Genomic DNA, 23,615 nt, shown 5'->3' on the forward strand with positions numbered 1-23,615 from the left:
CCCGGCGGAGGTGACGTACGGGGCCCCTCACCGAATAGTCTTGGACTGAGCCATACTGCACAAGGCCAGTGAGGAGGCGGCGCGTGATCGAGTTCGAAGGGCTCCCCGAGCTCGTCGACCCGGTGCTGATCGCCGCGTTCGAGGGATGGAACGACGCCGGCGAGGCGTCCAGCGGAGTGCTCGCGCACCTCGAGTCCGAGTGGAAGGCCACCCCGCTCGTCGAGCTGGACCCCGAGGACTACTACGACTTCCAGGTGACCCGGCCGGTGGTCGAGCTCGGCGACGGCGTGACCCGCTCCATCGTCTGGCCGACGACCCGGCTGCTGCTGGCCCGCCCGCCGGGCGCCAAGCGCGACGTGGTGCTGCTGCGCGGCATCGAGCCGAACATGCGGTGGCGGTCGTTCTGCGCCGAGATCGTCGGGCTCTGCCACGATCTCGGCATCGAGCTGGCCATCCTGCTCGGCGCGCTGCTCAACGACTCGCCGCACACCCGGCCGGTGCCGATCACCGGCTCGGTCAGCGACCCTGGCATGGCCCGCGCGCTCAACCTGGAGCTGACCAAGTACGAGGGCCCGACGGGCATCGTGGGTGTGCTGCAGCACACCCTCGGCACCGCCGGGGTGCGGACGGTGTCCCTGTGGGCGTCGGTCCCCCACTACGTCGCCCAGCCGCCCAACCCCAAGGCCACCCTGGCGCTGCTGCGCCGCATCGAGGACATGCTCGACATCCCGATGCCGTACGGCGACCTGGCCGAGGAGGCCAGGGCCTGGGAGCACGGCGTGGACGAGCTGGCGGCCCAGGACAGCGAGGTGGCCGAGTACGTGCGGGAGCTCGAGGAGCGCAAGGACGCGGCCGAGCTGCCCGAGGCCAGCGGCGACGCCATCGCGGCGGAGTTCGAGCGCTACCTGCGCCGCCGCGACCGCGGCACCGACCGCTGACCATCGGGAGTTGTCGACGGGTCAGGCCGGCCACCAGCTGAGGTAGCGCTCCCCGGTGTCCGGGAAGATCGTGACGATCGTCCGCCCCGACAGGTCCTCGCGGCGGGCCAGTTCGGCGCAGCCGTACGCCGCCGCGCCCGAGGAGACCCCGACCAGCAGCCCGGTCGTGGCCGCGATGAGCCGGGTCATGGCGGCCGCCTCGCCGTCCGGCACGGTGATCACGTCGTCGATGAGGGTGACGTCGGTGACGGGGCTGGTGAAGCCGCCGTTGAGGCCGGGGATCCGGTGCGGCCCCGGAGCACCTCCCGACAGCAGGGGGGAGCCCTCCGGCTCCACCGCGACGACGCGCAGCCGGGGGTTGCGCTCGCGGAGGTAGCGGGCCGTGCCCGTGAGGGTGCCGCCGGTCCCGACGCCGCACACGAGCACGTCGACCTCCCCGCCGGTGCCGGCCCAGATCTCCGGTCCCGTGGTCGTGTAGTGGGCCATGACGTTGGCGGGATTCTCGTGCTGGCGGGCGTACCAGGACCCGGGGACGGCGGCGTGCAGCTCCGTCGCCCGGTCGACGCATCCCTGGAAGCCGAGGGCGTGGTCGGTGAACTCGACCCTGGCGCCCAGCATGCGCAGGGTCAGCGCGCGCTCGCGCGACGCGTTGTCCGGCATCACGACGACGCACGGGTATCCCCGGCTGACGGCGAGCGCCGCCAGGGCGATTCCGGTGTTGCCCGACGTGGACTCGATCACGGTCGCGCCGGGCGTCAGGGCCCCGGACGCCTCGGCCTCCTCGATCATGCGCAGCGCCACCCGGTCCTTGATGCTCGACAGCGGGTTGGCCGCCTCCAGCTTGGCGAGCACGGTGGCGGCCGGGGGCAGGCCGTCGAGGGCGAGGCGGAGCAGGGGCGTGTCGCCGATGAGATCGTCGATCCTGGTCGCTATGGCGCGGCCGATCAGGGGGATCATGCCTGCTCCTTCTCGGCCACCAGCAGGTATTCGTGTGAGCGGTTGGTCAGCATCGGGTCGTCGTCGCTCACCGGCCGGTCGTAGCAGTGGATCCGCTCGTCGCCGAGGGTCAGGTGCCGGCCGAGCACCCGGGCGACGTCCCAGGCCAGCGGCACGAACCTGCCGGCCAGGCGGCGGTTCTGCACGGCCAGCACCGCCCGCGCGCCGGGCCGCATGACCCTCGTCACCGCGGCGAACGCCTCGTCGAGCGCCTTCAGGTACTCGTCGTAGTCCCGCAGCGCGTAGAACTGGCCCTCCACGGAGGAGTTGGTGTCGAGGTTGGTGCCGAAATAGGGCAGGTCCGCCAGGACCAAGTCCACCGACTCCTCCGGCAGCGGCGGCGTGCGCGCGTCGGCGCACAGCATCGTCTGGCCGGGATACTTCTCCAGGCGCTTGCGCGCCTGCTCCGCGCGCTCCGGCGAGACCTCCAGGCCGATCCCCTTCCGGGACTCGACCGCGCACGCCACCAGCGTGGTCCCCCAGCCGGCGAACGGGTCGAGCACGACGTCGCCCGGCCTGCTCATCTCGACGATCAAGGGCCGCAACTGGCTCACCCAGCCGCACTGACCGGCGGCCTCCGGCAGCGCGTACGCGGGGTCCTCTCCCTGCAGCACATGCCAACTCGATCTGCCCATCAGTCCACACCAGCCTTCTGTGTCGCCGTCGCGTCGCGACGGTTGTCGGTCTCTTCCGGGTCTTCGGGGTCGTCGGCGTCTTCGGGGTCGTCGGGGATCCGCGCGTGGACGGCCCGGGCGGGCAGCCGTGGCTCCAGGCGGAGCATGGTGAGGGCCGAGCAGGAGACGCCTCCCGCCAGCAGCAGCCACATGGAGACCGGCGACAGGCTCAGCAGCGCGGTCAGCACGGCCGGAGCCAGCGTGATCGGGATCGCCCAGGAGAACTGGTAGACCGCCATGTACCTGCCGCGGGTCTCCTCGGGGGCCGCGCTCGACACGAGCGCGGACAGCGGCGCGCCGTGCAGCATCTCCCCCACCGTGAACAGCGCCGTCGCGGCGAAGACCCCGGCCAGGGCGGCCGGCCGCACGGGAACCCCGGCCAGCAGGGCGAACGCCGCGAACGACACCGCGAACGTGGCGGCGCCCGCCGCGACCGTGCGGGTGCGCCGATACCGGATCAGCCGCCGCGTCACCGGGATCTGCAGCAGCGCGATGCCGACGGTGTTGACCGCGTACAGCACGCCGACCAGCGACGCGGGGACGTCCAGTTCCTGGGTGACGTAGACGGGCAGCGCCACCGACAACACCATGTAGCCGAAGGCGGTCGGCACGTTCTGCAGGGTCAGCGCGAGGAACGTGCGATCGCGCAGGACGAGCCGGTATCCCCCGCCCCGCCGGTCCTTCGCCGCCCGCGGGGCCGTACGGTCCCGCCCACCGGGGACTGTGCCACCGGGGACTGCGCCACCGGGGACTGGGATCGTACGGAGGATCAGCGCGGCGCCGGCGAACGCGGCGGCGCTGACGAGGACGATCACCCGGTAGGCGGCGTCGCTGCCCAGGCCGAGCGCGGCGCCCGCGATGAGGCCGCCCGCGCCGAGTCCGGCGTTGCGCAGGCTGCGCTGCGCGGCGAGGAGCCTGTCGCGGTCCGCGCCCCGCGCGATCGCGGCGACGAACGACTGGATCGACGGCGGGTAGGAGCCGTCGCCGAGCGCCACCAGCGCCACCGCGAGGAACATCGTCAGCGGCGAGTCCACCAGCGGGTAGGCGGCGAACCCCACGGCGCGCACCAGGTAGCCGCCCACGACGACGGCCCGCGCGCCGAAGCGGTCGACGAGCACGCCCGCGATCGGGTTGCCGACCAGGCTGAACAGCGCCGCCCCGGTCATGATGACGCCGACCCGCTCGATCGGCAGCCCGGTGACGTGGTGGAAGAACAGCAGGGACAGGGGCAGGTACATGCCGCTGCCGGTGGCGTCGACCACCATTCCGGCCATGTAGCGGGCCTGCGTCGACGGGCGGGTCACGACGGCACCGCCCCGATCCGCACCTGCTCCTCCAGCCGCGCGCCGAGCGAGCGCAACCTGCGCTCGCACTCCGCCCGGGAGGGGGCCGAGGCGATGGCCACGGTCAGGAAGTCGGCCGAGCCCGAGGCGGGCGGGACCACCTGGCCCGGCTTCGCGTAGAGCCAGAAGTGCTCCACCCAGGGCTCGCGCGGGACGTCGGGCAGCGCGTGGATGAGTCCCGGCCGCTTCATCATCAGCACCTGACCGGCCATCCGCGCCGGCTCCGGCCGCCGCCCCGGGCGTACGGCCCGCTCCACGTCGGGGAGCGGGAGGCCGAGCTGGGCCCGGATGGAGCACTCGGCGAGGTTGACCCCGAACAGGGTGTGGAAGACCTCGCGGATCTTCCCGCCGCCGGACCGGCAGGCGATCTCGCACAGCACCAGCCGGTCGTCGGGCGTGTGGAAGATCTCCGCGTGGAAGGCGTGGTCGCGCAGCCGGCCGCCGGGCAGCCGCAGCGCCGCCAGCGTCCGCCCGGTCAGCTCCAGCAGACGGCCGGTCAGCGGGTCGCCGGGGTCGAGCGCCAGGTCGACCCGGGAGCCGGTGTCGGTGCCGAACGACGCCAGCTCATACTGGTACTGCGAGGGCCAGGCCAGCACGACCTCGCCGTTCACCACCAGCCCGTCGACGTGGCACATGCGGCCGGGCACGTACGCCTCGAGCAGGAGGTCGTCCCGCTGCTCGTCCCGCTGCTCGTCCCGCTGCGAGCCGTACGCCTCGGCGAGGAAGGCCGTCAGCGCGTCCCGGTCGCGCAGGATGCGCAGGCCGATGGAGTTGAAACCGGCCCTGTTCTTGACCACGAGAGGGAATCCGTGGACGCCGGCGAAGGCCCGCACGTCAGCCGCGGTCCGCGGCACGGTGTGCGGGGCGACCTCGACACCGGCCCGCGCCGCGTGCTCCTTCATCAGGGCCTTGTCCCGGAACGGCAGCACGTCGGCGGCCCGCGCGCCGGGCAGCCCGAGCTCCTCGCGCAGGGCGGCCACGCGCAGCACGTCGGCCTCGTGCTCCCCGATCAGGTGCGTGGCGCCGTACTCGGCGGCGAGGCGCGCGACCCGCCCGGCCACCTCGTCGTCGTGGTCGAAGAGCTCCAGGTGCGTGTAGCCGAGGTTCCCGTCGGGGATCCGCTCACCGAACGGCTCGAACCTGTCACGGGCGGCGAGGATCACCACCGGGCCCTGGTGGTCGCGCAGCCAGCGGTCGTACGGGAACGGCTCCAGCGGGTTGCGGTGCACGATGACGACACTCATGTCACCCCCTCGCCTGAGCGGATCACTGTGCTTATCGCTTCGCTCGCTCATGCCGGCACCTCCGCCAGGGATCGGGCCTCGGCCGCGTGCGCGAGCCAGGTCCGCCCGTCCTCGCCCACGATCCGGATCCGGATGGCGTCGTCGATGACCTCCGCGCCGCGGCGGATGGCCGCGTCCGTGTCGGGGCCGGTCACCGCCACCAGGCCGAGCCGATCCCAGTTGTCGCGCAACGCGTGCACGGTGTCGCCCGGCTTGGCGGTGACGCGCACGTCGAGCACGCCGTCCCGCGCCGCGGCGTCGGCGACGCCCTCCACCGACTCGACCCGGCCCGGCTCGCTCACCAGGGAGCGGACGCTGGCCCCGGCATGCGCCTCCGGCCGGTCCGGCAGCTCGGGGACCAGCCCGAACGGCCAGCCCAGGGCGTACTCCACCAGGTCGATGCCGTACGCGCCGCGCACGAGCTCCGGGATCATGTCGCCGGCGACGCGGTTGTGGCTCTCGATGATCACCGGGCCGTGCGGGCCGAGCCGCAGTTCGGTGTGCGTGACGCCGTCCGTGAGACCGATCAGGTCGAGGAAGCGGCACACGCTCGCGCGGATGCGCTCCCGGACCGGCTCGTCCAGCCGGGCGGGCACGGCGTGGCCGAGCTCCGCGAACCGGTCGGCGTGCACGAACTTCTCGGTGATCGCCACGACGACGTGGCGGCCCGCGAAGCTGAACGCCTCGACGCTGAACTCCGGCCCCTCGACGTACTCCTCGATGAGGAAGTCCCGCAGGAGATACATGGTGGAGACCCGGTCGGTCCGGGTGCCGCGCAGCCCTTCCACCGTGGCCCAGACCCACTCGGCGTCCTCCGGCCCCCCGATCCTGAAGACGCCGATGCTCGCGGTCGCGTCGGTCGGCTTGACGATGAACGGGTAGCCGTGGGCGGCGCCGAAGGAGTCCAGGTCCTCTCGCCGCAGGAGCGGCGCGGCGGCCACTGCGGAGGGGTCGAGCTCCGCGCCCGGAACCGACGCGAGGTGGCGGCGCATGGCCAGTTTGTCGCGGAACCTCCTGGTGACCTCGTAGCCGGTGCCCCCCAGGCCGAACAGGTCGTTGACCCGTCCCGCGTTCTCCAGGCCGGGCTCGGTGATGGACAGCGCGACGCGGAACCCCGGCTCCTGCCACAGCTCCCTGGCGACGGGCTCGACGGCCGCCCAGTCGGTGTAGTCCAGGACGCGCAGGACGTCGGCGAGCTCCTCCTGCTCGGGGCTGACCTTGGTGGGGTGCTGGAGCAGCAGGACGGTCAGGCCCAGCTCCTTGGCCTTGCGCACGGTCTCGTCCGTGGCGCCGACTATCAGGACCGTGCTGTCCGGATTCATCGATCCATTCCTTTCTTCGGGGGGTCGGGGCAGGTCGGCTCGGGCCGTACGGGAGGCCGTGCCGCCGCGCGGCGGTGACACGGTCCCGGCGGAGGCGAGGGCGCGCGCGCCGGCGGGCACGTCGCCGAGGACGAGCGCCCGCGCCCCGATGACGGCGTCGTCTCCCACGCGCACCGGGCCGAGGACGGCCGCGCCGACGCCCAGCACCACGCGGGCTCCGATCACCGGGTGCCGTCGTTCCCCGTCCGCGCGCAGGTTGTCGCGCCACCAGCCGACCGCCCCCAGGGTCACCTGGTGGTAGATGGTCACGTCGTCGCCCACGACCGCGGTCTCCCCGATCACCACGGCCGCGCCGTGGTCGACGAAGACCCTGCGCCCGAGCACCGCACCCGGATGGATCTCCACCCCGGTGACGAATCGTGCGATGAGCATCAGCAGCCGGGCCGGCAGTCGCCGGCCGCGCCGGTGCAGCCGGTGGGCGACCCGGTGCAGCCACAGCGCCGGGAGCGCCGGGTGCAGCAACGCCTCCTTCCTGTCGCGTACGGACGGGTCCCGCTCGACGATCGTCCGCAGGTCCTCGGCCAGGAGGCGCAGCAGTCTCTCCGGCCGTTCGCTTTCCGGGGGCGGCGGAGAAGACCTGAAATCGGCATGCGGCATCTTCGCCTCCTCACATTCACCTCGGCGAATAAACCATGAATGAATACCCGGATCGATGGAACGGCAGACCGCCACTGGCCGGTAGATGCTCCACGGCCATTTCCGGGAAAGTGAATTACGGACCCTTTTTCCTCGGTTATTGGGTAAGCGTGATGGCCCTGGAACCACAGGTCAACCCCTACCCGACCGGCCTTCGACCGGTAATCGGCGGGCCGACAACCCCGATCGGACAAGCGTCGTACCGAATTCTCCGAGCCCAAGGGGGAATTTTCCGGAGGGGCGGAGTCGCAGAACGCGCGCGCGCCGGCCTGAGAACAGACCGGCGCGGCGAAAAAAGAGAAAAGGCGCGGACGCGGTCCGCTCAGGCCCGGGTGCCGGCGGAGTACGGCGCGCCGGCGGGCGGGACGGCCACGGCGGGCCGGGCGAGGGCACAGGTCGCCGTCACTGCCCGATGCCCTCGACGAGACAGCACCTCGGCAAACCGAAAGCAAACGATCAATCACGATGCGTGAACATCGATCAATTGTGCATGGCACAATTCCTCTTCGTGCGTAGAATCAGGTTCACGCAGTCAGCGCGGAAGCATCGCATCGGGACAGCGCGGGTCCTTGCCGTTATCCGGGGCCAGCCGCCCCGGACAGTGCCGCCACCCGGGCCTGGTCTGGACGAGCAGTGGCACTGGCTCGGCGTAGATGATCGCGGGCTGGAGCTCGAGGTGATCGCCGTTCTGACCGAGAAGTACCTGCTGGTGATCCACGCGATGCCGACCGCGCTCAGGAGGAACGAGCCATGACCGAGTACACCGGCCCCTGGCCCCCGGAGGATGTCGAACTCGCCGTGGACGACGAGTCGGACGTCGACCTGGGCGCCGAGGAGCTCTACGACAGGCGGGGGAATCGGATCGACGAGGCCTATGTCGAGGCCGCGGTCGAGCATGTGCGCCAGACAGTCGGCCGTCCCTCTCTCACGGCACCGGGCAGGCGCTCACCTCAGGTCACGTTCCGCCTGAGTTCGGAGGAGAAGGCGGCCGCCAGAGCGCTGGCGGAGCGGGAGGGCAAGACCGTGTCGCAACTGGCCAGGGAGGCGTTCGCCCAGTACCTCCGCGACCACGCGGCCTGATCCGACGTTCAGAAGGCGCGGACGCGGTCCGCTCAGGCCCGGGTGCCGGCGGAGTACGGCGCGCGGGCGGGCGGGACGGCCACGGCGGGCCGGGCGAGGGCCTCGTCGAAGCGGGCCCAGACGAGAGCGGCCAGGTCGTCGTCCGCGCCGAGGGGCGCGCTGACCAGGTCCGCGCCGCTGCTCACCAGCCGGTCGTGGAAGAAGCCGGGCGCGAGCAGGTAGGAGGCGACGGCGACGCGCGGGGCGAGGCCGGCCCTGGTGCGCTCGAGCGCCTCGGCGAGCGTGGGTGTCCCGGCCGAGGCGAAGGCGGCGGTGACGGGACGCGAGAGCCGTACGGACAGCAGCCGGGCGGCGGTGCGGACGTCGTCGAGCGCGGCGGGATCGGACGAGCCGGCCGCGCCCAGGATCACGGCGTCGCAGGGCCGCAGGCCGGCCGCGGCCAGGCGGCGCGCCAGCACCGCGGTCAGCAGCCGGTGCGGCCCGAGCTGCCCGGCGACGACCGCGTCGGGGCGGGTGCGGGCGACGACGGCCGGCAGGTCGATGTGCGCGTGGTATCCCCCGGCGAGCAGCATGGGGACCACCACGACCGGCCCGGCCACCCGCGACAGCGCGTCGGACAGCAGCGGCGCGCTGATCTCCAGGAACCCGAGTTCGACCGGCGCGCCGGGCCTGGCGCGGCGCACGCGGGCCGCTAGGGAGTCCATGACCGACTCCCAGTGGCCGCTGCGCGCCCCGTGCGCCGCCATCACCAGGGTCGGGGTCACCGCTCGTCCCTGCCGCAGGCGAGGCGGTAGCCGCGCTTGACGACGGTCTCGACGATGCCCGAGGGGCCGAGCGCCCGGCGCAGGCGGGTGATGGCCATCTCGACCGCGTGCTCGGCCGAGTCGCGGGAGGGGCCGCCGGGCAGCACGACCCGCAGGTCGGCCCGGTTCACGACGTGCCCGGGGCGCTCGGCGAGCCGCTTGAGCACGGCCATCGGGGCGGGCGGCAGCGGCTTGAGCTCGCCGTCGACGACCACGGCGTGACCGCGGATCTCCAGGTCGTGCCCGCCCGCGACGAGCCGCGTGACACTGCTCTCCGGCAGGTGGCGGGCGAGGGTCCGGGCGAGCGCGCCGAGGCGGGCCCGGTCGGGCTGGACGGCCCGCACGCCGCGCTGGGTCAGCGGCCCGGCCGTGACCGGGCCCACGCAGGCCGCCACCACGCGGGTGTCGAACGCGGCGAGCAGTGCGTCCTCCAGCCCGTCGGCGCGGGCGGCGCCGAGCATGGCCAGCACGGCGGGCGCGCTGGTGAAGGCCACCGCGTCCACCGAGCCGGTGATCGCCTGGCTGATCAGTCGGCGCAGCGGCGAGGTGTCGCGGTAGGGCAGCCACCGGTAGACGGGCACCTCGATCACCTCGGCGCCCGCCTCCCGCAGGGACGCGACGAAGCCGTCCAGCGGCTCGCCGTGCAGTTGCACGGCGATGCGGCGGCCGCGCAGGTCCTGCGCGAGCAGGTACTCCTTGACCTCCTCGCACGACTCCGTGGCCGGCGTCCAGAAGTCCGCCAGGCCGGCCGCGCGGACGGCCCCGCGCGCCTTGGGGCCGCGGGCGAGCAGCCGCGCGTGGCCCAAGTGCGCGTTCAGGTCGGCGGACAGGCCCCAGCCCTCCGCCGCCGCCATCCACCCGCGGAACCCGACCCCCGTGGTGATGACCACGTCGTCGACGGGCGCCTCCAGGCAGGCCCGGGTCGCGGCGAGCAGCCCGGCGTCCTCCGCGAGCGGCACGATGCGGATCGCGGGCGCCCGCACGACCCGGGCGCCCCGCCGTTCGAGGAGCGCGGACAGCTCCTCGCTGCGGCGGGTCGCCGTCACCCCGATCGTGAACCCGGCCAGCGCGTCCGGCGCCGTCTCCAGGCTCATCGGTGCCCCGTCCATGAGTGCGGGGTCCATCAGCGCGGTCATACCACGCTCACCTCCACGATTCCGTCGGTGACGCGAATGGGGTAGGTCGGCACGGCAACGCCGGAGTCGTCCGCGCACACGCCGGTCACCAGCGAGAACACCTGCTTGTGCATGGGCGAGGCGACGGTCGGCTCGCCGTTCCTGGTGCCGACGATGCCGCGGGACATCACGTACGCCCCGCTGAACGGGTCGAGGTTGCCCAGGGCGTACAGGGCGCCGTCGAAGGTGCGGAAGACCGCCACCTGCCGGTCGCCGACGAGCACCGCCGCGCCCCGCTCGGGCAGCAGGTCGGTGTAGGAGCAGACCGGGGTCCAGTGGCCGGCAAGGGCCGGCGTCTCGTCGAGGATGGTCATGTGCGAGTCACCTCCAGTGGGATAAGCACCGGCTTGATCTGGTCGCGCTCGGTCTCGAAGGAGATCGAGGGGTCGGGTACGCCGGGGGCGTTGACGAAGCTGACGAAGCGGCGCAGCTTGTCGGGGTCCTCGATGGTGGCGCGCCACTCGTCGGCGTACGTGGACACGTGCCGCTCCATCTGCGCGTCGAGTTCGGCGCAGATGCCGAGCGAATCCTCCATGATCACCTCACGGAGGTAGTCGAGCCCGCCGTCCAGGTTCTCCAGCCACGCGGCGGTGCGCTGGAGCCGGTCGGCGGTGCGGATGTAGAACATCAGGAACCTGTCGATCGTCCTGATCAGGTCGTCGGTGGACAGGTCGGACGCGAGCAGGTCGGCGTGGCGGGGCTTGAAGCCGCCGTTGCCGCCCACGTAGAGGTTCCAGCCCTGCTCGGTCGCGATGACGCCGAAGTCCTTCGACCGGGCCTCGGCGCACTCCCTGGCGCAGCCGGAGACGGCCGACTTCAGCTTGTGCGGCGAGCGCAGGCCCCGGTAGCGCAGCTCAAGGGCGATGGCCATGCCCACCGAGTCCTGCACGCCGTACCGGCACCAGGTGGACCCGACGCAGGACTTCACCGTCCGCAGCGCCTTGCCGTACGCGTGGCCGGACTCGAAGCCGGCGTCCACGAGGCGGCGCCAGATCGCGGGCAGCTGCTCGACCCGGGCCCCGAGCAGGTCGATGCGCTGCGCTCCGGTGATCTTCGTGTAGAGCCCGAAGTCGCGGGCCACCTCGCCGATCACGATGAGCTTGTCCGGAGTGATCTCGCCGCCCGGGATGCGCGGGACGACCGAGTAGGTGCCGTTCTTCTGGATGTTCGCCAGGAACTGGTCGTTGGTGTCCTGCAGCGCGGCCTGCTCGCCGTCGAGGATGTGGCCGCGGCCGAGGGAGGCGAGGATCGAGGCGACCGCGGGCTTGCAGATGTCGCAGCCGCGGCCGGTCCCGTGCTCGGCGATGAGCTGGGAGAACGTCGTGATCCCCCGGACGTTGACGATGTCGAACAGCTCGGCCCTGCTGTGCGGGAAGTGCTCGCACAGCGCCTTGCCGACGTCGACGCCCGACTTCACCAGGATCTGCTTGAGCATCGGCACGCAGCTTCCGCAGGTGGTGCCGGCCCGGGTGCAGTCCTTGATGCCCTGCACGTCGGTGAGGCCCTTGTCGGCGATGGCCGCGCAGATCCTCCCCTTGGTGACGTTGTTGCAGGAGCAGACCTGCGCGTCGTCGGGCAGGTCGACCGACGCCTTGCCCGCGCCGGCGAACAGCAGGTCGCTCGGCGCGCCGGGCAGCGGCTTGCCGACGAACGGCCGCAGCGCGTTGTACGGCGCGGCGTCGCCGACGCAGATGCCGCCGAGCAGGGTCGTGGCGTCGTCGCTGATGAACAGCCGCTTGTAGACGCCGCCGACGGGGTCCATGTAGGTGACGTCGAGCGCGCCCGACATGGCGCCGAACTGGGCCACCTCCACACCGAGCAGCTTGAGCTTGGTGGACATGTCGGCGCCGGTGAAGGCGGCCGACCCGTCCAGGATCCGCTCGGCGGCCACCTCGGCCTGGGTGAAGCACGGCCCGACGAGGCCGTAGACCATCCCGCCGGCCAGGGCGCATTCACCGATCGCGTAGATGTGCTCGTCGGAGGTGCGCATGCCCGCGTCGACCACGATGCCGCCGCGCTCGCCGACCTCCAGGCCGCAGGCGCGGGCGAGCTCGTCACGCGGCCGGATGCCGGCCGAGAAGACCACGACCTGCGCGTCGATCGCCTCGCCGTCGGGCTTCACGAGCGCGGCGACCCGGCCGTCCTGGCCGGCCTCGATCGCCCGCACGCCGGCGCCCGTGTGGATCGTCAGCCCGAGCCCCTCGATGTGCCCCCGCAGCACCGAGCCGCCGCCCTCGTCCACCTGGCGCGGCATGAGCCAGCCGCTCATCTCGATGACGTGCGTGTCGAGGCCGAGCCCGCGCAGGGCGTCGGCCGCCTCCAGGCCGAGCAGGCCGCCGCCGATGACCACGCCCGCGCGGGCGTCCCGCGACGCGTCCCTGATGGCGTCCAGGTCGTCGATCGTCCGGTACACGAAGCAGCCCGGCAGGTCCCTGCCCTGCACGGGCGGCACGAACGGCGCCGACCCGGTGGCCAGCACCAGCACGTCGTACGGCTCGCTGTCACCGGCGTCGGTGGTGACGGTGCGGTTCGCACGGTCGATCGCGGTGACGCGGACGCCGGTCCTGAGCGTGACGCCGTCCGGCACCGGATAGGTGAGGTCCTCGACGCTCTTGCCGCTGAGATAGGAGGTCAGCGCCACCCGGTCGTAGGCCGGGCGGGGCTCCTCCCCGAAAACGGTGACCGTTCCGTCGAAGCCCCGGCCGGCGAGCGTCTCGATCAGGCGGTGCGCCGTCGGGCCGTGTCCTACGACGACGAGTCTCATCCGCTTACGGTCCTTCATGCGCTCACGCCTTCCTGCTCACACAGCCAGCCGACGATGCCCTCGACCGCGTCGCGGCAGCTCCCGCAACCGGTGGTGGCCCTCGTCGCGGCGGCCACAGCCTCCACGTTCCGCGCGCCGGACTCCCAGCACGCCCTGATCTGGCCCTTCGTCACGTTGTTGCACTGGCAGACCCGGGCCGAGTCCGGCATCCGCGTGGGGCTGTCGGCCACCGCCGCGCCGCCCACGCCCGCCAGATCGGGGAACAGCAGCCCGGTGCGGTCGCCGGGCAGGGGACCTCCCCGGTCGAAGAGCTGGGTCAGCGTGCCCACCGCGGAGGTCTCGCCGAGCAGGATCGCGCCGACCAGCCGGCCGTCCCGGATGACGAGTTTGCGGTAGGTGCCCTTGTGCCGGTGGGAGAAGCGGACGATCTCCGCCTCGTCCTCCGTCAGCTGGGTCTCCCCCATCGCCGCGAGCTCCACGCTCCTGGCCTTCAGCCGGGTGACCAGCCGCGAGCCCCGGTAGCGCGCGCCCTTGTCGGCGCCGGTGACGAGGTCGGCCACGACCGACGCCTGCTCCCAGCCGGGGGCGACCAGTCCGTAGACGCGGCCGGCGTGCTGGGCGCACTCCCCGATCGCGAAAATCGACGGGTCCTCGGTGCGCAGCTCGTCGTCCACGACAATGCCCCGCTCCACCTCCAGTCCTGCCTGGTCGGCGAGGCCGACGACCGGGCGGACGCCGCAGGCGAGCACGACCAGATCGGCCTCGATCAGCTCGCCGCCGACCAGTTCGACGTGCCGCTCGCGTATCGCGCTCACGGTGACGCCCGTGCGGATGGCGACGCCGAGCGCGCCGAGCGTCTCGCGGAGGATGAGCCCGGCCTCCTCGTCGAGCTGGCGCTCCATCAGGTGCCCGGCCAGATGCAGCAGCGTCACCGGGACGCCCCGGCCGGCCAGGCCCCGCGCCGCCTCGATGCCGAGCAGCCCGCCGCCGACCACGACCGCGCCGCGCGCGCTCGCGGCGGCCTCCCTGATTCGCTCGCAGTCGTCCAGCGTGCGGAACGCCGTCGCCCGCTCCACGCCGGGGATCGGCGGGACGACCGGCTCGCTGCCCGTGGCCAGCACGAGCACGTCGTACGGCTCGCGCGTCCCGTCGGCGGCGACCACCGTCTGGCAGTCCCGGTCGATCGCGGTGACCTCGACGCCGAGGCGGGCGGTCACGCCGTGGTCGGCGTACCAGCGGGGGTCGAGGAGCCTGACCTGGTCCGGGCTCGACGTGCCCGCCACCACGTTCGACAGCAGGACCCGGTTGTACGGCTGCCACGCCTCGGCGCCGAACACCGTGATCTTCGCGTCCTTGTCCCGGGCGCGGACCTCGCTCACCAGGCGCGAGCCCGCCATCCCGTTCCCCACCACGACGAGCCTCACGCGACACGCTCCCCGTCTTCGGCGCACCGCTCGATCGCGGCGGCGCAGACCTTGAACTCCGGCATCCGCGACGTGGGGTCGAGCGCCGGGTTGGTGAGCAGGTTGACGCCCTCCCAGTGGAACGGCATGAACAGCGTGTCCGGCCGGATCGAGGTGTTCACCCGGGCCACGCCCTCGGCGGCGCCCCGGCGGCTGCGCACCCGTACGCGGTCGCCGGGGGCGACGCCCAGCCGCTCAGCGAGGTCCGGGTGCAGTTCCACGAACACCTCGGGCGACGCCTGGGTGAGCGGGCGGATGCGGCGCGTCTGCGCCCCCGACTGGTAGTGGGCGAGCACCCGCCCCGACGTCAGGTAGAGCGGGAACTCCTCGTCCACGTCCTCGGCGGGCGGGCGGTGGTCCACCGGCACCAGGCGGGCCCGGCCGTCGGGGGTGGCGAAGCCGTCGAGGAACGGCCGCGGCGTCCCCGGGTGCGGGTCCTCCCCCGTGTCCGGACAGGGCCAGAACACTCCGGTCTCGGCTGCGATGCGGCCGTAGGTGATGCCGGAGTAGTCGGCGACGCCCCCGGCGGAGGCCCGGCGCAGCTCGTCGAAGACCGTGCGCGGGTCGGCGGGGAACTTCTCGCCGCAACCGAGCCGCTCGGCGAGCCCCCGCAGGATCTCCAGGTCGGTACGCGCGCCCGGCGGGGGCACGGCGGCCTGGCGGCGCAGCAGGACCCGGCCCTCCAGGTTGGTCATCGTGCCCGCCTCCTCGGCCCACTGGGTCGTGGGCAGCACGACGTCGGCCATGGCCGCGGTCTCCGACAGCACGAAGTCGCAGACCACGAGCAGGTCCAGCGCCTCCAGCCGCCGCGCGACGTGCCCGGCGCGCGGCGCCGACACGACGGGGTTGGAGCCGAACAGCAGCAGCGCCTTCGGTCCCTCCGGTGTGCCGAGCGCGTCCAGCAGCTCGTACGCCGACCGGCCCGGGCCGGGCAGGTCCGCGGGGTCGATCCCCCAGACGGCCGCGACGTGCGCCCGCGCCGCCGGGTCGTCGATCTTGCGATAGCCGGGGAGCTGGTCGGCCTTCTGACCGTGCTCCCTGCCGCCCTGGCCGTTGCCCTGGCCGGTCACGCAGCCGTAGCCGGAGCCCTCACGGCCGGGCAGGCCGAGAGTGAGCGCCAGGTTGACGAACGCCGTGACCGTGTCGGTGCCCTTGGCGTGCTGCTCGGCGCCCCTGCCGGTCAGCACCATCGCGCGCTCCGCCTCGCCGAGGATCCGTACGGCCTCGCGCATCCGCGCGACCGGGACGCCGGTGACGCGCTCCACCCGCTCGGGCCACCAGGCCGACACGGAGGTGCGCACCTCCTCGAAGCCGGTCGTGCGGGCGGCCAGGTAGTCCAGGTCGGCGTACCCCTCGGCGATCGCGATGTGCAGCAGGCCGAGCGCGAGCGCGAGGTCGGTGCCCGGGGTGACCTGCAGGTGCAGGTCGGCCATCTTGGCGGTCTGGGTGAGGCGCGGGTCGACGACGACGAGCCGACCGCCCCCGGACCGCATCGCGGTCAGGTGGCGCACGAAGGGGGGCATGGTCTCGGCGACGTTGCCCCCGGCGAACAGGACGGCCCCCGCGCGGGCGATGTCGGTGATGGGGAACGGCAGCCCCCGGTCCATGCCGAAGGCCCGGTTGACCGCGGCCGCCGCCGAGGACATGCAGAACCTGCCGTTGTAGTCGATCTGGCTGGTCCGCAGCGCGACCCTGGCGAACTTGCCGAGCTGGTAGGCCTTCTCGTTGGTCAGCCCGCCGCCGCCGAACACCGCCACGGCGTCCGGTCCGTGCGCGGCCCTGATCGCCTCGATCCGGGCGGCGACGTAGTCGAGCGCCTCGTCCCAGCTCACCGGGCTGCCGTGCAGCAGCGGGGTCGTGAGCCGTTCCGGCGAGGTCAGCAGCGCGGCCGCCGTCCAGCCCTTCTGGCACAGGCCGCCGGCGTTGGCCGGGATGTCCTCCCGCGGGGTGATCTCACCCTTCGCGACGTACATGCCGCACTGGAGCGCGCAGTACGGGCAGTGCGTGGCCGAGCCCACAGTCGTGTCCGCGGTGGCCTGTGACATCACAGGACCGGGAGCGTGCGGTGAGATCGGCATGGATCCGATGGTGCTGACAGGCGGTTTCACCGCTGGGTCCCTTCTGTTACCGCTGTGCTACAAGGCGCCAACCGCGCTAACTTCGGCGAGCGCGGCGTGTGAGAGACCCCGTCGTCTCGAAAGCTCACTTGTGCTGTCGCCGCTTGTGAGGCCTGAGTCAGGAAAAGGCGGGCGCCCCGCGGGCGCCCGCGAAAGGCCGCGGCTCAGACCCGGGCGGCCGCCAGGCTCGGCGCCGACTTCGCGCCGAGGGTGCGCATGTAGCAGAACCAGGTGAGCGCGAAGCAGAGGGCGTAGAAGGCGGCGAAGGCCGCCAGCGCCGCCCCCGCGCCGCCGGTGGCGGAGATGGAGCTGCCGAACCCGCGGTTGATGAAGAACCCGCCGAAGGCGCCCACCGCGGAGATGAACCCGATGGCCGCCGAGGCGTCGCGCTTGCCGGTCGCCAGCGCCTCCTCGTACGCGGGGGTGCCGGGCTCGACCCCGGCCGCCGCCTTCGCCCGGAAGATCGCCGGGATCATCCGGTACGTGGAGCCGTTGCCGACGCCCGCGGTGCCGATCAGCAGCATGAACGCGGCGAAGAACAGCACGAAGGCGTGGGCCGACATGGCCTGCCAGACGAGCAGGACCGAGGCGATCATCGCGGCGAAGTTCCAGAACGTCACCGAGGCGCCGCCCAGGCGGTCCGACAGCCAGCCGCCGACGGGCCGGATGAGCGACCCGACCAGCGGGCCGAGGAACGCCAGTGAGGTGAGCGAGGCGTGCTCGGGGAACTGCGACTTGATGAGCAGCGGGAACGCGGTCGAGTAGCCGATGAACGAGCCGAACGTGCCGATGTAGAGGACCGACATGATCCAGGTCTGCGCCCGGCCGGCCGCCTTGGCCATCTCCCTCGGCTCGGCCTTGGCCGAGGTGAGGTTGTCCATGCAGAAGTACGCCCCGGCGGCGGCTGCCAGGACGAAGGGCACCCAGAACAACCCGGCCGCGGCCAGCCCGAACCCGGCGATGACCAGCGGCATCAGCAACTGCACGGAGCTGACGCCGATGTTGCCGCCGGCCGCGTTCAGGCCGAGGGCGGCGCCCTGCCTGTTCTGCGGGTAGAAGTAGGTGATGTTGGCCATGCTGGAGGCGAAGTTGCCGCCGCCGAGCCCGGCCGTCGCCGCGATCAGCAGGAAGGCCCAGTAGGGCGTGCCCGGGTCGTTCACCGCCACCGCGAGCAGGACGGCGGGCACCAGCAGCAGCATCGCGCTGACCACCGTCCAGTTCCGGCCGCCGAACCGGGCGGGCGCGAAGGTGTAGGGGATGCGCAGCGCGGAGCCCACGAGGTTGGGCAGCGAGACGATCCAGAACAGCTGGTCGGTGGAGAACCTGTAGGCGCCGAGCTTGACCGCGACGATGCTCCAGACGGTCCACAGCGTGAAGCCCAGATGCTCGGCCAGGATCGAGAACACCAGGTTCCGCCGGGCCACCTTCTTGCCGGTGCTCTCCCAGAAGCCGGGATCGTCCGGTCGCCAGTCACCGATCCAGCGGCCCTTCCGGGGTTCTTCCGGGGCCGTGCGCGCCGCCTGCGTCGCCGTCATCGTTCCTCCTGCGTCCTCATCAGCTGGGGCCGGTAACAGAAACTAGGAAGAGCGCGTTACGCACTTTGACCATGCGTGACCGTGCGGCCGTTACATGTGCCGCACCCGCGAAACATGCAATCCACACGCATAACGGACGCAACATCGGGTTAACACGGAGGCGCCCCTCACGCGGCCCGCGTTTCGTCCGCGTGTCGTCCCTCGTGCCGTCCCCGGCCGGCCGCCGTCACGCAAGGTCAGCGACGCCACAACGACCCGTACGCGGGGTATTTCGGGACATTCCCGCGATCGTGGTAGTGCCATTCTTTGACCGGACTACGGCATTTTCCGCCGCGGCATGGCACGGACATTTCGGTTGACATGTGACCGGTTTTCCGCTCGCAGGAATATCCGCGGCGGGGAAAGGGGATATCGATGCCGCCTCCCGCCGTACGAGGGCCCCCGAGGGCCCCGCGCACTCGGGGAGGACGGATGCCAGCGGTCTCGCGCCGCGCGTTTCTTTCGACGGGGCTCCTCTGGTCGGCGAGCCTGCCCGCGGCGATGCTGACCGCGCAGGGCGGGCTCGTCGCGACGGCCACGCCCGTCTGGGCCGGGAACCGGCCGCGGCGGCCGCGCGTGTACACCCGGTCGGACTGGAAGGCCGATCCGCCCAGGAGCAAGGCCGAGGTGCTCGACCGTGCGCCCGACCGGCTCGTCGTCCACCACACGGCGACGGCGAACACGGGTGCGACCGACCTCGACGCGGCCTTCCGGCTGTCGCGGACGATCCAGCGCTACCACATGAAGCACAACGGCTGGGAGGACATCGGCGAGCAGTTCACCGTCAGCCGGGGCGGATACGTCATGGAGGGCCGCAACCGCTCGCTGCCGGCCGTCGAGGCGGGCAAGCACGTGATGGGCGCGCAGGCCGCCGACCACAACGACCACACGCTGGGCATCGAGACCGAGGGGACGTACACGTCCTGCCTGCCCCCGGCCCGCCAGCTGTCCGCGCTGACCGCCCTGCTGGCCTGGCTGTGCGACGTCTACACGCTCGACCCGCACGAGGCCATCGTCGGCCACCGTGACCTCAACAGGACCGCCTGCCCCGGCGACCGCCTCTACGCCTACCTGCCGCGGTTGCGGGACGACGTCGCGCGCCGCCTGGGCGGGCGCGGGGCCGGGCGGGCCGAGCCACCCCCGCCGCGGCTCGCGCTGCCCGACGGCCCGTACGAGGGGGCCGCTCTCATCGGCGACCTGCCGTTGGAGCACGGTCCCGCAGTGGGCCCGCACGACCTCACCCGCTGAAACGGCCCACCTGAACGGCACGGGCGGCCCCCTCCGGCAGGGAGGGGGCCGCCCGTGGTGGCGCGGGTCACAGACGCTCGACGTTGGGCCCAGTGCAGCGGTCGCGGGTGTCGAACACGAAGGCGCTCTCGCGCTGGACGAGGGCGTAGTCGAAGCAGTCGTGGTCGGTGAGGACCACGACGACGTCGGCCGCCGCGATCTCCCGCGGCGACGCCTCGGCGATCGCCACCCCCTCGGGCACGAGGGCGAGGTCGACGTGCGGGTCGGCCGCGCGCACGTCCGCGCCCAGCTTGCGCAGGTGCCTGGCCACCTCGAGCGCCGGGGACTCACGGCAGTCGCCGGTGTTCTTCTTGTACGACAGGCCGAGCAGGAGCACCCGGCTGCCGTTCAGGGCCTTGCGCCGGTCGTTCAGCGCCAGCACCAGCCGGTCGACGACGTGCGCGGGCATGTGGTCGTTGACGTCGTTGGCCAGCTCCACGAACCGGAAGTTGTGCCCCAGGCTGCGCTTGACCTTCCAGGACAGGTACGACGGGTCGATCGGCAGGCAGTGGCCGCCGACGCCGGGCCCCGGGGTGAAGCGCATGTAGCCGAACGGCTTGGTGGAGGCGGCGTCGATGGCCTCCCACACGTCGATGCCGAGCTGCCTGGCGAAGATCGACAGCTCGTTGACCAGGGCGATGTTGACGTGCCTGAAGGTGTTCTCCAGGAGCTTGCACAACTCGGCCACCTGCGGCGAGGACACGGGGACGACCTGCTCGACGACGGCCTCGTAGAAGGCGCGGACCCGCGCGAGGGCGGCGTCGTCGAGGCCGGAGACGACCTTCGGCGTGTTCTCCAGGCGCCACCGCGCGTTGCCGGGGTCGATCCGCTCGGGGCTGTAGCCGAGGTGGAAGTCGCCGGGGGCGCGCAGGCCCGATCCCTCTTCCAGGATCGGGCGCAGGTACTCCTCCGTCGTCCCCGGATAGGTGGTCGACTCCAGGATCACGGTCGCGCCCGGCCGCAGACGCGGGGCGAGCGACCGGCCGGCCGACGCGATGTGGCTCAGGTCGGGCACGCCGTCGGTCAGCGGCGTCGGCACGGTGATCACGCAGACGTCGAAGTCCTCGGCGTCGGCGTAGTCCGCGCTGGCCCGGTAGCGGCCCGTCGCGTGCGCCGCCGCGAGCGCGTCGTCGCCGATGTCCTCGACGTACGACTGGGCGGCGTTGAGACGCTTGACCCGCCACTCGTCCACCTCGACGCCCACCACGTCGAACCCGGCGTGCACGGCGCGCACGGCCAGCGGCAGGCCGACGTAGCCCTGCCCGACCACGACCAGTTTCTCCATCAAGGACCCCCGTCCCTTGTCTGTCACGATGTGCCGTCTCAGCCGCGGTGGCTCACGAGCGGGCGCCACCAGTCCTGGTGGTCCCGGTACCACCGCACGACGCCGGCGAGTCCCTCGTCGAAGTCCATCCGGGGCTCGTAGCCGATCGCCCGGATCTTGCCGCTGTCCAGCGCGTAGCGCCGGTCGTGCCCGGGCCGGTCGGGCACCTGCTCGACCATCTCCCATCCCGCGCCGAAGGCGTCCAGGATGCGACGGGTGAGGTCGAGGTTGCTCAGCTCGACCCCGCCGCCGATGTTATAGATCTCGCCGGGCTCCCCCTTGTCCAGCACGAGCTGGATGCCCCGGCAGTGGTCGTCCACGTGCAGCCACTCCCGCACGTTGCGGCCGTCGCCGTACAGGGGCACCGGCCGCCCGTCGATCAGGTTGGTGACGAACAGCGGGACGACCTTCTCCGGGTACTGGTACGGCCCGTAGTTGTTGGAGCACCGGGTCACCCGGACGTCCAGTCCGTACGTGCGGTGGTAGGCGCGGCAGAGCAGGTCGGCCCCGGCCTTGGCGGCCGAGTAGGGCGAGTTCGGCAGCAGCGGCTCCGCCTCCGTCCACGTCCCCTCGTCGATCGAGCCGTACACCTCGTCGGTCGACACCTGGACGAACGTGCGCACGCCCGCCTCCAGGGCGGCCTGCAGCAGCCGCTGCGTGCCCAGCACGTTGGTCGTCACGAAGTCGCCCGCGCCGGTGATCGACCGGTCGACGTGGGTCTCGGCGGCGAAGTTCACGATCACGTCGTGCCCGGGGACCAGCTCGCGCAGCAGCTCCGCGTCGCACACGTCGCCGTACGCGAACGTGAAGGCGGGGCTGGTCTCCACGGGAGCGAGGTTGGCCGGGTTGCCGGCGTAGGTGAGCGTGTCCAGCACCGTGACCCGGGCGTCCTCATACCCGGGGTAGGCGCCCGACAGCAGCGAGCGGACGTAGTGGGAGCCGATGAAGCCGGCCGCGCCGGCGACGAGGAGCTTCATGCGCGCACCTGCACCTTGCTGTGGTCTCCGATCATGAGCTGGTAGGCGTTGGGCACCCCGGTCGCCTTGGTGACCTCCGCGTTGCGGCCGATCAGCGAGTGGGTCATGCCGCGGACACCCCGGACGGCGGAATCGGCGAGCACGATGCTGTAGTCCACCTCGGCGTCCTCGATCACGCAGCCCTCGCCGATCGATGTGTACGGCCCGACGTACGAGCCGATGATCTTGGTGTCGGCGCCGATCACCGCCGGGCCGCGGATGACCGAGCCCTCGACCACGGCGCCGGGGGCGATCACCACGCGCCCGCTCACCTCCGACAATCCGTCCACCGTGCCCGCGACGTCGGGCTCGACCGCCTCGAGCACGATGCGGTTGCACTCCAGCATGTCCTGCAGGCGGCCGGTGTCGCGCCAGTAGCCGGTGACGAAGTGCGACCGCACGCGGTGCCCGGTGTCGATGAGCCACTTGATCGCGTCGGTGATCTCCAGCTCGCCTCGCGCGGACGGCCTGATGGCGCGTACGGCCTCGTGGACGGCCGGGGAGAACGTGTAGACCCCGACGATCGCGAGGTCGCTGCGCGGGTGCTCGGGCTTCTCCTCCAGCGCGACGATCTCCCCGTCCGTGCCGAGCTCGGCCACGCCGTAGAACTGCGGCTCGGCCACCCGGGTGAGCAGGATGCGGGCGTCGCACTCCTCGGCGCGGAAGGCGTCGACGAGGCCGCGGATGCCGCCGACCAGGAAGTTGTCGCCCAGGTACATGACGAACGGGTCGCCGGCCAGGAACTCCCGCGCGACGAGGACGCAGTGCGCCAGCCCGAGCGGCGCCTCCTGGGGGATGTAGGTGACGTCGAGCCCGAACGCCGAGCCGTCGCCGACGGCCTCGCGGACCTCCCGGCCCGTGTCGCCGACGATGATCCCCACGTCGGTGATGCCGGCGTCCCTGATGGCCTCCAGCCCGTAGAAGAGCACCGGCTTGTTGGCGACGGGGACGAGCTGCTTGGCCGAGGTGTGGGTCAGCGGGCGCAATCGCGTGCCCTTGCCGCCCGCCAGGACGAGTGCCTTCACCGCTGTTCGCGTCCTTCCCCGATATCCGATGGGCGGTTCAACGCGGCTCACCGCGGAGCAGCGAGTAGAGGACCTGGTCGTGCCAGCCGCCGTCGCGCCACTGGGCCCGCCGCAGGACTCCCTCACGCACGAACCCGATCTTCTCCACCGCGCGCTGCTCGCCGATGTTGGCCACGTCGGTGAAGCACTGGAGGCGCTCGGCGCGGGTGTGCGCGAACAGGTAGTCCGCCAGCAGGCGCTGCGCCTCGGTGCCGATGCCGCGGTTGCGGAAGCCCGTGAAGACGCAGATTCCGATCGCCCAGCACCAGCACGTCGCCTCGGGTCCCCAGGCCGTCTTCCACCAGGCCACCCATCCGGCGGTGTCCCCGCCGGAGTCGATGGCCAGCCGCCCGTAGTCGTCGCCGAGCAGGCCGTTGTCCGCGAACTGGCGGCGCAGCGCGCCGGAGTGGCGATATCCGTACCACTGGAATTCGCCCCGCGCGTCGGGCGTCGCCCGTTCCGCTTCGAAAACGTCGAGGTCCGCCTCGCGGACCGGCCTCAATGTGACGTCCATGATCTCCCCTCATCGGGCATGCGGGAGCCGCGCAGAAGGAACGGAAACGTCCCGCGCTTTTCTCCCGGGCGGGGCCACGGGAATTCCCGTTAGGCCGCCCGCCAGTCGCCAATGCTATGCGCGGACTCGCGCGGACCCGGCGGGCCACCTTGCGAACGAGCGTGAAAGGTGCGGATCGGGTT

At 72.4% G+C, this 23,615-nt stretch carries 20 protein-coding genes; 4 read left to right on the forward strand and 16 right to left on the reverse strand.

Annotated elements, in window-relative coordinates; genetic code table 11:
- The first annotated feature begins 83 nt into the window (after positions 1-83).
- A complete protein-coding gene (locus FLW16_RS08070; protein WP_142559248.1) occupies positions 84-938 on the forward strand; it encodes a PAC2 family protein in 855 nt (284 codons plus the stop codon).
- Positions 939-959: 21 nt separating this feature from the next.
- Here FLW16_RS08070 and FLW16_RS08075 read toward each other — a convergent pair whose 3' ends face one another.
- From FLW16_RS08075 to epsC, 5 genes are read right to left on the reverse strand one after another with little or no spacing between them, the layout of a single operon-like run.
- On the reverse strand, positions 960-1,895 hold the full coding sequence (locus FLW16_RS08075) for a PLP-dependent cysteine synthase family protein (RefSeq protein WP_142559250.1): 936 nt from the start codon (positions 1,893-1,895) through the stop codon (positions 960-962).
- Complete coding sequence (locus FLW16_RS08080) at positions 1,892-2,569, reverse strand: TRM11 family methyltransferase (RefSeq protein ID WP_142559252.1); 678 nt, start codon at positions 2,567-2,569, stop codon at positions 1,892-1,894. Before FLW16_RS08080 ends, FLW16_RS08075 begins: the two co-directional genes overlap by 4 nt.
- Positions 2,569-3,912, reverse strand: a complete 1,344-nt coding sequence (locus FLW16_RS08085; RefSeq protein ID WP_221890952.1) for an MFS transporter — start codon at positions 3,910-3,912, stop codon at positions 2,569-2,571. The genes FLW16_RS08080 and FLW16_RS08085 overlap by 1 nt, the downstream gene beginning before the upstream one ends.
- Complete coding sequence (locus FLW16_RS08090) at positions 3,909-5,195, reverse strand: hypothetical protein (protein WP_142559254.1); 1,287 nt, start codon at positions 5,193-5,195, stop codon at positions 3,909-3,911. The genes FLW16_RS08085 and FLW16_RS08090 overlap by 4 nt, the downstream gene beginning before the upstream one ends.
- 47 nt (positions 5,196-5,242) lie before the next feature.
- Positions 5,243-7,213: a serine O-acetyltransferase EpsC gene (gene epsC / locus FLW16_RS08095; protein WP_221890953.1), complete on the reverse strand. Its 1,971-nt coding sequence runs from the start codon at positions 7,211-7,213 to the stop codon at positions 5,243-5,245.
- 529 nt (positions 7,214-7,742) lie between these two features.
- Here epsC and FLW16_RS08105 point away from each other — a divergent pair.
- Both FLW16_RS08105 and FLW16_RS08110 read left to right on the forward strand, forming a co-directional pair.
- Positions 7,743-8,006 carry a hypothetical protein gene (locus tag FLW16_RS08105; RefSeq protein ID WP_142559256.1) on the forward strand — a complete coding sequence of 88 codons (264 nt, stop codon included), beginning with the start codon at positions 7,743-7,745 and terminating at the stop codon, positions 8,004-8,006.
- Positions 8,003-8,332 carry a ribbon-helix-helix protein, CopG family gene (locus FLW16_RS08110; protein ID WP_142559258.1) on the forward strand — a complete coding sequence of 110 codons (330 nt, stop codon included), beginning with the start codon at positions 8,003-8,005 and terminating at the stop codon, positions 8,330-8,332. Before FLW16_RS08105 ends, FLW16_RS08110 begins: the two co-directional genes overlap by 4 nt.
- Positions 8,333-8,364: 32 nt before the next feature.
- Here the strand turns inward: FLW16_RS08110 and FLW16_RS08115 are convergent, their stop codons facing one another.
- The 7 genes from FLW16_RS08115 to FLW16_RS08145 all read right to left on the reverse strand — a co-directional run bounded on the left by FLW16_RS08115 (position 8,365) and on the right by FLW16_RS08145 (position 18,189).
- Positions 8,365-9,096, reverse strand: a complete 732-nt coding sequence (locus FLW16_RS08115) for a sirohydrochlorin chelatase (RefSeq protein ID WP_260615008.1) — start codon at positions 9,094-9,096, stop codon at positions 8,365-8,367.
- Positions 9,093-10,271 (reverse strand): uroporphyrinogen-III synthase, encoded by a 1,179-nt coding sequence (locus FLW16_RS08120; RefSeq protein WP_142559260.1) that lies wholly within the window; start codon positions 10,269-10,271, stop codon positions 9,093-9,095. The genes FLW16_RS08115 and FLW16_RS08120 overlap by 4 nt, the downstream gene beginning before the upstream one ends.
- Positions 10,268-10,624 carry a nitrite reductase small subunit NirD gene (nirD, locus tag FLW16_RS08125; protein ID WP_142559261.1) on the reverse strand — a complete coding sequence of 119 codons (357 nt, stop codon included), beginning with the start codon at positions 10,622-10,624 and terminating at the stop codon, positions 10,268-10,270. Before nirD ends, FLW16_RS08120 begins: the two co-directional genes overlap by 4 nt.
- Complete coding sequence (gene nirB / locus FLW16_RS08130; protein WP_260615009.1) at positions 10,621-13,092, reverse strand: nitrite reductase large subunit NirB; 2,472 nt, start codon at positions 13,090-13,092, stop codon at positions 10,621-10,623. Before nirB ends, nirD begins: the two co-directional genes overlap by 4 nt.
- A complete protein-coding gene (locus tag FLW16_RS08135) occupies positions 13,089-14,498 on the reverse strand; it encodes an FAD-dependent oxidoreductase (RefSeq protein ID WP_142559263.1) in 1,410 nt (469 codons plus the stop codon). Before FLW16_RS08135 ends, nirB begins: the two co-directional genes overlap by 4 nt.
- Entirely contained in the window at positions 14,495-16,582 is a 2,088-nt protein-coding gene (locus FLW16_RS08140) for a molybdopterin oxidoreductase family protein (RefSeq protein ID WP_260615074.1), read from the reverse strand. Before FLW16_RS08140 ends, FLW16_RS08135 begins: the two co-directional genes overlap by 4 nt.
- Before the next feature lie 236 nt (positions 16,583-16,818).
- A complete protein-coding gene (locus tag FLW16_RS08145) occupies positions 16,819-18,189 on the reverse strand; it encodes an MFS transporter (RefSeq protein ID WP_142559267.1) in 1,371 nt (456 codons plus the stop codon).
- A gap of 471 nt (positions 18,190-18,660) precedes the next feature.
- On the opposite strand from FLW16_RS08145, the gene FLW16_RS08150 reads away from it, so the two are divergent.
- Positions 18,661-19,476 carry a peptidoglycan recognition family protein gene (locus tag FLW16_RS08150; protein WP_260615010.1) on the forward strand — a complete coding sequence of 272 codons (816 nt, stop codon included), beginning with the start codon at positions 18,661-18,663 and terminating at the stop codon, positions 19,474-19,476.
- Between the two features lie 67 nt (positions 19,477-19,543).
- Here the strand turns inward: FLW16_RS08150 and FLW16_RS08155 are convergent, their stop codons facing one another.
- From FLW16_RS08155 to FLW16_RS08170, 4 genes are read right to left on the reverse strand one after another with little or no spacing between them, the layout of a single operon-like run.
- Complete coding sequence (locus tag FLW16_RS08155) at positions 19,544-20,800, reverse strand: nucleotide sugar dehydrogenase (protein ID WP_142559269.1); 1,257 nt, start codon at positions 20,798-20,800, stop codon at positions 19,544-19,546.
- Positions 20,801-20,838: 38 nt separating this feature from the next.
- Positions 20,839-21,816 carry a dTDP-glucose 4,6-dehydratase gene (rfbB, locus tag FLW16_RS08160; RefSeq protein ID WP_142559271.1) on the reverse strand — a complete coding sequence of 326 codons (978 nt, stop codon included), beginning with the start codon at positions 21,814-21,816 and terminating at the stop codon, positions 20,839-20,841.
- Positions 21,813-22,880, reverse strand: a complete 1,068-nt coding sequence (locus tag FLW16_RS08165; protein WP_142559273.1) for a glucose-1-phosphate thymidylyltransferase — start codon at positions 22,878-22,880, stop codon at positions 21,813-21,815. Before FLW16_RS08165 ends, rfbB begins: the two co-directional genes overlap by 4 nt.
- Before the next feature lie 37 nt (positions 22,881-22,917).
- Entirely contained in the window at positions 22,918-23,433 is a 516-nt protein-coding gene (locus tag FLW16_RS08170) for a GNAT family N-acetyltransferase (RefSeq protein WP_142559275.1), read from the reverse strand.
- Positions 23,434-23,615: the final 182 nt, after the last annotated feature.

The sequence above is a fragment of the Microbispora sp. KK1-11 genome, assembly GCF_006874435.1.
GTDB lineage: Bacteria > Actinomycetota > Actinomycetes > Streptosporangiales > Streptosporangiaceae > Microbispora > Microbispora catharanthi.